At 38.7% G+C, this 12,353-nt stretch carries 11 protein-coding genes and 1 pseudogene; 8 read left to right on the top strand and 4 right to left on the bottom strand.

Going from position 1 to position 12,353, the window contains the following annotated elements:
• Positions 1 to 11: 11 nt before the first annotated feature.
• From atpA to ACWIW0_RS09310, 4 genes are read left to right on the top strand one after another with little or no spacing between them, the layout of a single operon-like run.
• Entirely contained in the window at positions 12 to 1,553 is a 1,542-nt protein-coding gene (gene atpA / locus ACWIW0_RS09325) for a F0F1 ATP synthase subunit alpha (protein ID WP_454453088.1), read from the top strand.
• Positions 1,554 to 1,576: 23 nt separating this feature from the next.
• A complete protein-coding gene (gene atpG / locus ACWIW0_RS09320; protein WP_454453087.1) occupies positions 1,577 to 2,443 on the top strand; it encodes a F0F1 ATP synthase subunit gamma in 867 nt (288 codons plus the stop codon).
• Between the two features lie 20 nt (positions 2,444 to 2,463).
• Positions 2,464 to 3,837 carry a F0F1 ATP synthase subunit beta gene (gene atpD, locus ACWIW0_RS09315; RefSeq protein WP_157394295.1) on the top strand — a complete coding sequence of 458 codons (1,374 nt, stop codon included), beginning with the start codon at positions 2,464 to 2,466 and terminating at the stop codon, positions 3,835 to 3,837.
• Between the two features lie 39 nt (positions 3,838 to 3,876).
• Positions 3,877 to 4,296, top strand: a complete 420-nt coding sequence (locus ACWIW0_RS09310; protein WP_157394296.1) for a F0F1 ATP synthase subunit epsilon — start codon at positions 3,877 to 3,879, stop codon at positions 4,294 to 4,296.
• Between the two features lie 54 nt (positions 4,297 to 4,350).
• Here the strand turns inward: ACWIW0_RS09310 and ubiB are convergent, their stop codons facing one another.
• The 3 genes from ubiB to ubiE are packed head-to-tail and all read right to left on the bottom strand — an operon-like array spanning position 4,351 to position 7,441.
• Positions 4,351 to 5,991, bottom strand: a complete 1,641-nt coding sequence (gene ubiB, locus ACWIW0_RS09305; RefSeq protein ID WP_454453086.1) for a ubiquinone biosynthesis regulatory protein kinase UbiB — start codon at positions 5,989 to 5,991, stop codon at positions 4,351 to 4,353.
• On the bottom strand, positions 5,991 to 6,620 hold the full coding sequence (locus ACWIW0_RS09300; RefSeq protein ID WP_454453085.1) for a ubiquinone biosynthesis accessory factor UbiJ: 630 nt from the start codon (positions 6,618 to 6,620) through the stop codon (positions 5,991 to 5,993). The genes ubiB and ACWIW0_RS09300 overlap by 1 nt, the downstream gene beginning before the upstream one ends.
• A 29-nt stretch (positions 6,621 to 6,649) precedes the next feature.
• Positions 6,650 to 7,441, bottom strand: coding sequence for a bifunctional demethylmenaquinone methyltransferase/2-methoxy-6-polyprenyl-1,4-benzoquinol methylase UbiE (gene ubiE / locus ACWIW0_RS09295; protein ID WP_454453084.1), 792 nt, complete (start codon positions 7,439 to 7,441; stop codon positions 6,650 to 6,652).
• 119 nt (positions 7,442 to 7,560) lie between these two features.
• Here ubiE and hemG point away from each other — a divergent pair, with 119 nt between their 5' ends.
• The 4 genes and pseudogenes from hemG to tldD all read left to right on the top strand — a co-directional run bounded on the left by hemG (position 7,561) and on the right by tldD (position 11,682).
• Positions 7,561 to 8,097, top strand: a complete 537-nt coding sequence (hemG, locus tag ACWIW0_RS09290; protein WP_454447216.1) for a menaquinone-dependent protoporphyrinogen IX dehydrogenase — start codon at positions 7,561 to 7,563, stop codon at positions 8,095 to 8,097.
• A gap of 80 nt (positions 8,098 to 8,177) precedes the next feature.
• The gene (gene mscL, locus ACWIW0_RS09285) at positions 8,178 to 8,576 is read left to right on the top strand and encodes a large-conductance mechanosensitive channel protein MscL (protein ID WP_454443609.1); all 399 of its coding nucleotides are present in this window, start codon (positions 8,178 to 8,180) and stop codon (positions 8,574 to 8,576) included.
• 254 nt (positions 8,577 to 8,830) lie between these two features.
• Positions 8,831 to 10,114 (top strand): annotated as a pseudogene (gene hutW / locus ACWIW0_RS09280) (heme anaerobic degradation radical SAM methyltransferase ChuW/HutW); the annotation flags it as partial.
• Between the two features lie 122 nt (positions 10,115 to 10,236).
• On the top strand, positions 10,237 to 11,682 hold the full coding sequence (tldD, locus tag ACWIW0_RS09275; protein ID WP_454453083.1) for a metalloprotease TldD: 1,446 nt from the start codon (positions 10,237 to 10,239) through the stop codon (positions 11,680 to 11,682).
• A 146-nt stretch (positions 11,683 to 11,828) separates the two neighbouring features.
• On the opposite strand, the gene ACWIW0_RS09270 is transcribed toward tldD, so the two are convergent.
• On the bottom strand, positions 11,829 to 12,353 hold a 525-nt coding region (locus ACWIW0_RS09270; protein ID WP_454453082.1), incomplete at its 5' end, for an autotransporter outer membrane beta-barrel domain-containing protein.

Genomic DNA, 12,353 nt, shown 5'->3' with positions numbered 1-12,353 from the left:
AGGAATAAAAAATGCAACTAAATTCTACAGAAATTAGTGAATTGATTAAAAAACGTATTGCACAGTTCAATGTGGTCAGTGATGCACAAAGTACTGGTACAATCGTTTCAGTAAGCGATGGGATTATTCGTATCCACGGCTTATCTGATGTAATGCAAGGGGAAATGATTGCATTACCAGGCAATCGTTATGCGATTGCATTAAACTTAGAAAGAGATTCTGTCGGTGCAGTAGTAATGGGTCCATACGCTGATTTAGCGGAAGGTATGGAAGTTAAATGTACTGGCCGTATTTTAGAAGTGCCTGTTGGTCGTGGTTTATTAGGTCGTGTAGTTAATACCTTAGGTCAGCCTATTGATGGTAAAGGCGAAATTGAAAACGATGGTTTCTCACCAATTGAAGTGATTGCACCAGGTGTTATCGATCGTCAATCTGTTGATCAACCAGTACAAACTGGTTATAAAGCAGTGGATTCAATGGTACCAATCGGTCGCGGTCAGCGTGAGTTAATTATCGGTGACCGTCAAACAGGTAAAACTGCATTAGCTATTGATGCAATCATCAATCAACGTGATTCAGGTATCAAATGTATATACGTTGCTATTGGTCAAAAAGCATCAACAATTTCAAACGTAGTTCGTAAATTAGAAGAGCACGGTGCGTTACAAAATACAATCGTAGTTGTCGCATCAGCATCTGAATCTGCGGCATTACAATATCTAGCACCTTATGCTGGTTGTGCTATGGGTGAATATTTCCGTGATCGTGGTGAAGATGCGTTAATTGTTTATGATGATTTATCTAAACAAGCAGTTGCTTACCGTCAAATTTCTCTACTTTTACGCCGTCCACCAGGTCGTGAAGCGTTCCCAGGTGATGTATTCTACCTACACTCTCGTTTATTAGAGCGTGCTTCACGTGTAAATGCAGATTATGTAGAACGTTTCACTAATGGGGCAGTAAAAGGTCAAACAGGTTCTTTAACTGCATTACCAATTATTGAAACCCAAGCTGGTGACGTATCTGCATTCGTACCAACTAACGTAATTTCAATTACTGATGGTCAGATATTCTTAGAATCAGGCTTATTCAATGCAGGTATTCGCCCTGCGGTAAACCCTGGTATTTCAGTTTCTCGTGTAGGTAGTTCTGCACAAACTAAAGTTGTGAAAAAAATGTCAGGTGGTATTCGTACAGCACTGGCACAATATCGTGAATTAGCCGCATTTGCACAATTTGCATCAGATCTTGACGATGCAACACGCAAACAACTTTCACACGGTCAAAAAGTAACTGAATTATTAAAACAGAAACAATTTGCTCCGATGTCAGTAGCACAATTAGGTTTAGTGTTAGCTGCCGCTGAATTTGGTTTCTTAGACGATGTAGAGGTTGAACGTATTGGTTCATTTGAAGCTGCATTGTTAGAGTATGCGAATACTCAATATGCTGACTTTATGCAAGAACTATCTAAATCAGGCGACTATAATGATGCTATTAAAGATCAATTAACTGAGATTTTAAGTAGTTTCAAAAAGAATAGTGCGTGGTAATTCTACTTTAGCGGAGAAATAATATGGCAGGTGCTAAAGAGATAAGAACCAAAATTGCAAGTGTTCGTAATACGCAAAAAATTACTAAAGCAATGGAAATGGTTGCTGCATCAAAAATGCGTAAAACGCAAGAAAGAATGAGTGCATCTCGTCCTTATGCAGAAACTATCCGTAAGGTAATTAGCCATATTGCCAAAGGAAGTATTGGTTATAAACACCCTTTCTTAACACCTAGAGAAGTTAAAAAAGTAGGTTATCTTGTTGTTTCAACCGATCGCGGTTTATGTGGTGGTTTGAACGTCAATTTATTTAAAACAGTATTAAATGAATTGAAAACACAAAAAGATAAAGGTGTAAATGTTCGTTTGGGCTTAGTGGGAAATAAAGCAATTTCATTTTTCCAAAATATGGGAATTGAGATCAAAGCCCAAGTGAATGGTTTAGGCGATACGCCTGCAATGGAAGACCTAGTGGGTATTGTAAATGGAATGGTAAATGCTTACCGAGAAGGTGAGATTGACGAAGTTCATATCGTCTATAACCGTTTTGTAAATACAATGTCGCAAAAACCGACAGTTCAACAACTTCTTCCATTGCCAGCGCTTGAGAACGATAATCTAGAAACAAAAGGCTCTTGGGATTATCTTTATGAACCAAATCCACAGGTTCTATTAGATAGTTTGCTAGTCCGTTATTTAGAATCTCAAGTGTATCAAGCAATTGTCGATAACCTTGCGTCTGAACAGGCAGCTCGAATGGTCGCAATGAAAGCAGCAACTGATAATGCAGGTAATTTAATTAACGAATTACAGTTGGTGTATAACAAAGCGCGTCAAGCGAGTATTACGAATGAATTAAATGAAATTGTTGCGGGTGCCGCAGCAATTTAACCAAGAATAGAGGAACGGTAATGGCAACTGGAAAAATTGTACAAATCATCGGTGCAGTCATCGACGTTGAATTTCCGCAAGATGCAGTACCCAAAGTTTATGATGCATTAAAAGTTGAATCAGGTTTAACCTTAGAAGTTCAACAACAATTAGGTGGAGGCTTAGTGCGTTGTATCGCATTAGGTACTTCAGATGGTTTAAAACGTGGTTTAAAAGTTGAAAATACGAACGAAGCAATTAAAGTTCCAGTAGGAACAAAAACACTTGGTCGTATTATGAACGTATTAGGTGATCCTATTGACGAAGCTGGCCCAATCGGTGAAGAAGAGCGTTGGTCAATTCACCGTGCTGCACCAAGCTACGAAGAGCAAGCAAACAGCACCGAGCTTTTAGAAACAGGAATTAAAGTTATCGACTTAATCTGCCCGTTTGCTAAAGGGGGTAAAGTTGGTCTATTCGGTGGTGCTGGTGTAGGTAAAACCGTAAATATGATGGAGTTAATCCGTAATATCGCAATTGAGCACTCAGGTTACTCAGTATTTGCTGGTGTAGGTGAGCGTACGCGTGAAGGTAATGACTTCTACCACGAAATGAAAGATTCTAACGTATTAGATAAAGTATCACTGGTTTATGGTCAAATGAATGAGCCACCAGGTAACCGTTTACGTGTTGCATTAACTGGCTTAACAATGGCAGAAAAATTCCGTGATGAAGGTCGTGATGTATTATTCTTCGTGGATAATATTTATCGTTATACACTTGCTGGTACTGAAGTATCTGCATTATTAGGTCGTATGCCATCAGCAGTAGGTTACCAACCAACTCTTGCAGAAGAAATGGGTGTACTTCAAGAGCGTATTACGTCAACAAAAACAGGTTCTATCACATCTGTGCAAGCAGTTTACGTTCCTGCCGATGACTTAACTGACCCATCGCCAGCAACAACCTTCGCACACTTAGACTCAACAGTAGTATTAAGTCGTCAAATTGCATCATTAGGTATTTACCCAGCAATTGACCCACTTGACTCAACTTCACGTCAATTAGATCCACTTGTTGTTGGTGAAGAGCATTATAACGTTGCACGTGGTGTCCAAAAAACACTTCAACGCTATAAAGAGTTAAAAGATATTATTGCCATTTTAGGTATGGACGAATTATCTGAAGAAGATAAATTAGTTGTATCTCGTGCGCGTAAAATCGAACGTTACTTATCTCAACCATTCTTCGTTGCTGAAGTATTTAACGGTACACCTGGTAAATATGTACCATTAAAAGAAACCATTCGTGGTTTCAAAGGCATCTTAGAAGGTGAATACGACCATATTCCAGAACAAGCGTTCTATATGGCGGGTTCAATTGACGAAGTGATCGAAAGAGCGAACAAGATGTAATTGTTCCCTAAACTTTAATTAGGTAAACAGGAGAACAAAATGGCATCTCAATTTGAATTGACCGTCGTAAGTGCGGAACGTGAAATCTTCAAAGGTCAAGTCACGAGTGTTCGAGTTTCAGGAATTGATGGGGAGCTGGGTATTTATGCTGGGCATACCCCATTATTAACCGCAATAAAACCAGGAATGGTAAAATTTAACCTTGCTGATAGCAAAGAAGAATTTATCTATGTTTCTGGCGGTTTTCTTGAAGTTCAACCAACCGTAGTAACGGTTTTGGCTGATACAGCAATTCGTGGTGATGAACTAGATGAGCAACGTATTTTAGCCGCAAAACGTAAAGCTGAAGAAAATCTTGGCAAAACTAATGATGCAGATCTTACTGCAAAATTAGCAAGAGAGATTGCGAAACTACGAGTTTACGAGCTTACAAAAACGAAATTAGCGAATAAACGCTAGGAAAATAAAAATGCTTTAACAGAACAGTTAAAGCATTTTTTATATAACTAAGTTTTATCTACTTGGTCTAAATAAATCCATCACTACCAACCCAATACTCACCAATAATAATGATGAGCTTAACCACAACGGCATTTGCTCAAATTGCCAGAATGTACCTGAGATTATTAAAGCCAGTAATAAGGTTCGTATTAAGCTAGAATGATTTTTTTGGTTCTGTAAACTTTGGTTTATTTCACTTAAACGTAGATTGATCTGCTTTTGTTGTTGCAGTGCTTGAAAAACAGTTTCAGGAAATTCCGCAAAATGTTCTCTAAACTGTGGTAAACGTTGTTGAATCTGACGAAACATCGCTTTTACACCAACTTGTTCATTTAACCAATCTTGTAGGAATGGTTTTGCTGTTTGCCATAAATCTAGCTGTGGATAAACTTGTCTGCCTAATCCTTCAATGTAGAGTAAGGTTTTTTGTAATAATACTAATTGCGGTTGCACTTCCATATTAAATTCACGAGCGACATTAAATAGATTAAGTAGAACGTGTCCGAATGAAATTTCAGAGAGTGGTTTGGCAAAAATAGGCTCACAAACTTCTCGGAATGCTTGCTCAAAAGCGTCAATATCTGTATCAGCAGGTGTCCAGCCCGATTCAACGTGCATCAATGCAACTCGGCGATAATCTCGATTAAAAAATGCCACAAAACTTTCTGCTAAATAACGTTTATCATTTTGGTTGAGTGTACCGACAATACCGCAATCAATCCCGATATATTGTGGGTTTTCTGGGTGATTCGGATTAACAAAAATATTTCCAGGGTGCATATCTGCGTGGAAAAAACTATCCCGAAATACTTGGGTAAAGAAAACTTGAACACCACGCTCAGCAAGTAGTTTCATATCTGTGCCATTCGCTTTCAGCTCATCAATGTTTGCGACAGGTATGCCGTAAATTCGCTCCATCACGATCACATTCTTATGGCAGAAATCTTGATACATTTCAGGCACATACAACATTTCGCTATTGGCAAAATTATTGCGTAAACGTACCGCATTCGCCATTTCTTTACGCAAATCTAGCTCGTCTAATAAAGTTTTTTCATATTCTCGTACTACTTCAACAGCCCTTAAACGTTTACCATCATTGGAGAGTTTTGGGATCCAACTAGCAAGGCGATACATTAGGGCTAAATCATCAAAAATTACTTGATGGATATCAGGACGAATAACTTTCAGCACTACTTCTTTGCCTGCAAGCGGTTGGTTTTGATTAAATTTTGCCGTATGTACTTGTGCGATAGATGCCGATGCTAAGGCGGTTTCGTCAAAATCATCAAACCATTTTTCCAAATGGTCGCCTAATGCTTGTTCAATCAGCTGGCGAGCTATTTTTCCATCAAAAGGATCAACAGAATCTTGTAGTAAAGCGAGCTGATCAGCAAGTTCAGGAGCAAATAGATCTCGGCGAGTAGAAAGCATTTGACCAAGTTTGATCCACACAGGACCAAGTTCTTGTAACGCTAAACGTAATCTCACCCCGAATGGCTGATCTGGGAATTGATTTTTTACCCAAAAAAGTGATTTACGCCCTAAACGTAACGAACGAGTAAGACGAATGTCCGGAATAACTTCATCAACGCCATAGCGTAAAAAAGTATGAATAATGTGATAAAGACGGCGAAGGTTTTTGATGTTCATTAGAGTCCACGTATTGCAAATTTTTGTTCTAATCTATCCGCTTGTTGAGCTAATTCAGAGACTTCATCGTAGAAATTTACTGCTTCCAGACGATGTACTAAAACAGGGCGTTCATTCATCAAGTTATCCACTAACTGTTCGCTATTACGTTTAACCTGTTGATTTACTTTATTAAATAAACCTTTAATTAAATTAGTTGAAACCTGTGCGGCAACATCGCCAATTAACGGAGATAGCAGCTCGGCTGGGTCTTTTTCGAGTTGATCGAGCAAGGTTATAAATAGCTGCAAGACTTGAATATCGCCATTTAAGATCAAAGTTTTATTATTGATAAGTGCGGTGAGTTTGCTTTTATCGACTAATTGAGGCAAGGCACTCGGGGCAAGCTCTATGCTGCAATCTACATCGCCTTCATATTGCTGAAGCCAATCAGTGCGGTTTTCACTAAACAGAATAAAACAGCTTATTTCAGGTTGAGTTAATGTGATTTTGAGAACTTTCCCGACAAGTTTGCGTAAAATAGGCAATATATGGGGTGAACGGGCAATGATTCCGTTGAATGCCGTTTCAGTAGCCCCCATTGCAAATTGGGAAAGCATAAAATGTTGAAAAAGCGGAGCGTTTTGCATTTTATTTAGCCTTGAGATTGATTATTACATTAAAACTTGTAGCCACGATGCAAGGCAACAATTCCTGCACTCAAATTGTAATAATTTACGCTTTCAAAGCCTGCATTTTCCATCATAGCTTTTAGTTCATCTTGTTTAGGGTGCATTCGAATAGATTCGGCTAAATAACGGTAGCTTTCTCCATCATTAACCACGACTTCACCCACTTTAGGTAAAATATTAAATGAGTAGAAATTATATACTTGGCTGATTGGGTCAATAATAGGTTTAGAAAATTCAAGTACTAATAAGCGTCCACCAGGTTTTAAAACTCGAAACATTGAACGTAGTGCTTTATCTTTGTCTGTTACATTGCGTAAGCCAAAACTGATAACGATACAGTCAAAGGTATTATCCGCAAAAGGAAGGGCTTCAGCATTCGCCTGAACATAATTTACATTGCCGACCACACCTAAATTACGCAGTTTTTCCCTTCCGACTTCTAGCATTGAACTGTTAATATCGGCTAATACAACTTCGCCTGTTTCGCCGACAATACGAGAGAATTTTGCAGTAAAATCCCCAGTACCGCCTGCTAAATCTAAGACTTTATGTCCTTTACGTACACCACTGCAATCAATCGTAAAACGTTTCCAAACTCGATGGATACCAAACGAGAGTAGATCATTCATCAAGTCATATTTTCCAGCTACGCTGTGGAAAACATTGGCGACTAATTGCTGCTTTTCTTCTTTGGCAACGGTCTTAAAACCGAAGTGGGTGGTTTCTTTTTCTGATGGTTCGGAGATAATTTGGCTTTGTGTTTGCTGTATTTCGTTCATTGTTGGAAATCTCACTCAAAAAATTGGGCATACCATAACAAAAAAGCGGTCTGATTTCCTTAAAATTTTGCAAAATCTGTTAAGATAGCCGAAATTCTTTCAATATAACGATAATAAATATGAAAACCTTAATTCTTTATTTAACTAGAGATGGTCAAACGCAGAAAATCGCTGAGAAAATAGCAAGTGAACTTCAACAAAATCAAGCCGATGTCAGCATATTATCTTTGCGAGAAAATCCAAATCTCAGTGCAGATTACTTACAACAATTTGGGACTATTGTGGTTGGTGCGTCGATCCGCTATGGGCATTTTGATCCGATACTTACAAAATTTATTAATCAACATTATGCACTGTTAAATCAGAGAAAATCTGCATTTTTCAGCGTTAATCTCACCGCTCGCAAAGCGGACAAAAATAGCCCTGAAACCAATGTCTATACTCGAAAATTACTTGCTCGTATTAAATGGCAACCTGATTTAGTCGAGGTAATGGCTGGAGCATTATTTTATCCTCGCTATCGTTGGTTTGATCGAGTGATGATCCGTTTTATTATGAAAATTACAGGTGGGGAAACGGATACGAGGAGGGAATATGAATATACAGATTGGCATAAAGTTATCACATTTTCGCAACAAATTCGTAAATTAAGTTAAAACTATTAGGTGTTTTTATCACTTCGTTTATAATTGGCGGTCGCTTTTTATAGCGTTGATTTTTTATTTAAGGAACTAAAATGAGTATTTTAAAAGAATTCCGTGAATTTGCGGTAAAAGGTAATGTTGTTGATTTAGCAGTCGGTGTAATTATCGGTGGCGCTTTTGGTAAAATCGTATCATCTTTAGTCAGTGATGTAGTAATGCCACCGATTGGTTTACTCATTGGTGGTGTTGATTTTAAAGATTTAGCGATCGTATTAAAAGAAGCACAAGATGGTGCAGAAGCTGTAACATTAAAATACGGTGCATTTATTCAAAACGTATTTGATTTCTTAATTATTGCGATGGCAGTATTTGCGATGGTTAAAGTGATCAATAATCTGAAGAAAGCACCTGAAGCTGAGCCAGAAAAAGCACCAGAACCAACAGCAGAAGAAAAATTATTAACTGAAATTCGTGATTTATTGAAAAAATAATCTAATATCAGACGGCTGGCAGATTTGTTCTTTTATTTTGTCAGCGATCAAAATCCCACAGTCTAACCGCTGTGGGTTTTTTGCAAAAAACAGAGCTTATCCTACCGCTTGCCATTCAGTTAAACGAACATACCCCAAAATTGTTCCATCTTATTTCAGCTCCAATAAATCACAATATTATTGATGATAATCAATTCTATTTGTTATCAATTTCGGTATAAAGTTGTTTTCTATTTTTAGATAGGATAACTCGAATGATAACAACGCAACAATGGCATCCGAGCCAATCAGCTCCTACTGCCTTTACCGATCGGAAATCCTTAATGCCTATTTGGGGTGGGCAAAATATCCCAGAGAATGAATGGCTATCTATTTGGAATGAAAAAGTACCTTTCGCTTTGACACAAGATGCTCTTGCTTATCTGCATATTCCATTTTGTGCAGGGCATTGCGTATTTTGTGGTTTCTACCGCAATGCTTGGAAAGAAAGTTATAGTCAAATTTATACCGATAAGCTGATCTCAGAATTAGCAAATGAAGCTCAATTACGCCAACAATCTCAAGGAAAAATCCAAGCAGTCTATTTAGGTGGTGGAACACCTACTGCTTTAGCAACCGAAGATTTGGTTCGTTTAATTCGAGCTTGTTATCAATATTTACCATTAACTGATGATTGCGAATTTACATTGGAAGGGCGAATTAGTCACTTTGATCTCGAAAAAGCCCAAGCCTGTATTGATGCAGGAGTTAATCGAATTTCTATTGGTATTCAAACGTTTAATTCAGCACTGAGAAAAAGAATGGGGCGTAAGCATAGCGGAGAAGAGGCTTATACGTATTTACAACAGCTATGTGAGTTAAATGCAGTTATTGTGGCTGATTTAATCTTTGGTTTCCCTAATCAAACCGATGAAGTCTGGGTCAATGATATTGCAACAGCCAGTACTTTAGCATTATCAGGTTTAGATATTTATGCTTTTAATTGCTATCCATTTTTACCAATTAACCGCTTAATTCAAAAAGGCACGTTACCGCCTCCACAATCTTTCGCAGTTCAATCTCAACATTACGCTTATGCTGTTCAACAATTATTAGCAAAAGGTTGGCTGCAAGTAAGCAATAACCACTTTGCTTATCCTGAGCGTGGAGAACGTAATCGTTATAACACTTTAGTAAAATCAGACATACCTTGTTTGGCTTTTGGATCAGGTGCTGGCGGTAATTTTGGTGGAATGAGCTACCAAGTGCAGGGGGATTTACAACGTTATTTAGAGACACCAAGCGAGCAAAAAAGTCTCTCTTTTATGAGCCAACACGGGCAACATAAAGAATTGTTATCACAAACGCAATATAGCTTAGAGCTTGGTTTTTTAGAGCCATCACTTTTTGCAGATAATCCACAAGCTCAACATTTATTGGCTGAGTGGCAAAAGCAATCTTTGTTATGTATTGAGTCAGATAAAATTTATCTGAATACGAGTGGACGTTATTGGTCGCCGACTCTAGTCCGCCAGTTGATGATGACACTACCAAATGACTAAATTCTAAGAGAGAAAATATACTCAAGCGGTCGGTTTGTTAGTTTTTTTTGCAAAAATCCGCTACAATCTTACCGCTTGTTAATGGCTCATTTTGAGCCTTTTTATTTTCAGGAATTAGAATGCTAAACCAAGTTTCACAAAGTTTGCTACTCCCTAGTGGGCTACAATTATCCGATCTCACTAAGGTGTTAGATCATTTCTCCACTCGCCATATTGATTATGCCGATCTCTATTTTCAATTTAGTCAAGATGAAAGTTGGTCGTTAGAAGATAGTATTATCAAAGAAGGTGGGTTTTATATCGACCGAGGCGTTGGTGTGCGAGCGGTTTCGGGTGAGAAAACGGGTTTCGCCTATGCGGATCAAATTTCACTTTCACAGCTTGAGCAGTGTGCTATGGCAGCTCGTAGCATTACTCAAGAAAGCGGCTCATTATTGATTTCTCCTTTCAAAGAAACACAAGCCGTTAAGCGTTATGCATCAATCAATCCGCTAGAGACACTCAGCCGAGAACAGAAAGTTGAGTTGTTACATTTGGTGGATAAAGTGGCTCGTGCGGAAGATCCACGAGTGATTCAAGTAAATGCGAGTTTATCTGCCGTTTACGAAGAAATGCTTGTTGCCGCAACAGATGGTACTTTAGCAGCAGATATTCGCCCACTTGTGCGTTTATCTATTTCTGTTTTAGTCGAACAAAATGGTAAACGGGAACGTGGTGGAGCAGGTGCTGGTGGACGTTTTGGTTTAGAGTGGTTCTTTGAGCTACATCACAGTGGCGATAGCCGAGCCGTTTATTTGGCAAAAGAAGCTGTTCGACAAGGCATTGTCAATTTAGGGGCAATAGCTGCTCCAGCAGGAGCTATGCCTATTGTACTAGGTGCTGGTTGGCCAGGGATTTTATTACACGAAGCGGTTGGACACGGTTTAGAAGGCGATTTTAACCGTAAAGAATCTTCCTTATTCACTGGCAGAATTGGCGAGTTAGTCACCTCTCCACTCTGTACGATTGTTGATGATGGCACCGTTACCAATATGCGAGGCTCAATTACCGTTGATGATGAAGGTGTACCTTCACAGCGTAATGTATTAATTGAAAACGGTATTCTTAAAGGCTATATGCAAGACAAGCTTAATGCTCGTTTAATGGGTGTTGCCCCAACGGGAAATGGTCGCCGAGAGTCTTATGCACATTTACCAATGCCAAGAATGACAAACACCTATATGACTGAAGGCGAACACGAGTTTGATGAGATGATTGAATCGGTGGAATTTGGGCTTTATGCTCCACACTTTAGCGGTGGGCAAGTTGATATTACATCGGGTAAATTTGTGTTTTCTACCGCAGAAGCCTATCTAATCGAGAAGGGGAAAATAACCAAGCCTGTTACAGGTGCAACATTGATCGGCAGTGGTATTGAAGCAATGCAACAAGTCTCAATGGTAGGTAAAAAAATGGAGCTTGACTTAGGCATCGGCACTTGTGGTAAAGAAGGACAAAGCGTACCTGTCGGAGTCGGACAACCTACTGTAAAATTAGATAAGATTACTGTTGGGGGAAGAGGGTAGAGCTTATCGTTATAGATAAGTAAATGTATGTTTAACCCTGTACTATTTGGCTGTATTGATATGGGTGTAATGGGTAAATTAGCAATCATTTTATCCATTACACCCTTTATTTATGTTTTACAGCATAAGCACTGTTACAATTTTATTTAAAAGCGACCCGTTAGACTCAACTCTGCCCCATAGCGTTTTGAGCCGTAAATGCCACGCTCAATATAAGGTAGAACACTCACTTCCATATTCGGTTTCAACTGATAAGAAATACCAGCTTGAAGTTTTGCACGAGTCGTGTTGATTTTCATCGTTTTATTCACACTTCCAACAAAGTTGCCTTGTGCCGTATAAACTGGTGATTTACCTGAAAGCTGTTGTTCAACCTGAGCACTCAATACTCCTTTTACTTTTTCTGTAAACGGTTTTTGTAGTTTTACACCTAATGCTGCGGTTTTTTCACTCAAGCGGATTTCGCCGAAATGAATTGGTAATCGTAAACCTGTTTCTTGATATCCCGCAAGTGTAGCTTTATTTGAGCTTAAGGTTGCATACCAGCCCAACTCTGTTTTGTTAGCATATTTGAAATCTTGCCCTACAGTTAAGCTAAAAGATAAACCCTGAGCTTTATTACGGTGAGTTTGCGTTTCTGTAAATGCTAGTTGTTGGCGTTGTTCTTTTAC

It is taken from the genome of Ursidibacter sp. B-7004-1 (assembly GCF_053654055.1).
The sequence above is the reverse complement of the archived record's forward strand: the minus strand, read 5'-3'. Positions and strand labels throughout refer to the sequence as shown.

Bases quoted from the DNA above. Each gene is read 5' to 3' on its own strand.
- ACWIW0_RS09300 (WP_454453085.1), bottom strand. From the start codon at position 6,620: ATGCAAAACGCTCCGCTTTTTCAACATTTTATGCTTTCCCAATTTGCA.
- atpA (WP_454453088.1), top strand. From the start codon at position 12: ATGCAACTAAATTCTACAGAAATTAGTGAATTGATTAAAAAACGTATT.
- ubiE (WP_454453084.1), bottom strand. From the start codon at position 7,441: ATGAACGAAATACAGCAAACACAAAGCCAAATTATCTCCGAACCATCA.
- ubiB (WP_454453086.1), bottom strand. From the start codon at position 5,991: ATGAACATCAAAAACCTTCGCCGTCTTTATCACATTATTCATACTTTT.
- atpD (WP_157394295.1), top strand. From the start codon at position 2,464: ATGGCAACTGGAAAAATTGTACAAATCATCGGTGCAGTCATCGACGTT.
- ACWIW0_RS09310 (WP_157394296.1), top strand. From the start codon at position 3,877: ATGGCATCTCAATTTGAATTGACCGTCGTAAGTGCGGAACGTGAAATC.
- atpG (WP_454453087.1), top strand. From the start codon at position 1,577: ATGGCAGGTGCTAAAGAGATAAGAACCAAAATTGCAAGTGTTCGTAAT.
- tldD (WP_454453083.1), top strand. From the start codon at position 10,237: ATGCTAAACCAAGTTTCACAAAGTTTGCTACTCCCTAGTGGGCTACAA.
- mscL (WP_454443609.1), top strand. From the start codon at position 8,178: ATGAGTATTTTAAAAGAATTCCGTGAATTTGCGGTAAAAGGTAATGTT.
- hemG (WP_454447216.1), top strand. From the start codon at position 7,561: ATGAAAACCTTAATTCTTTATTTAACTAGAGATGGTCAAACGCAGAAA.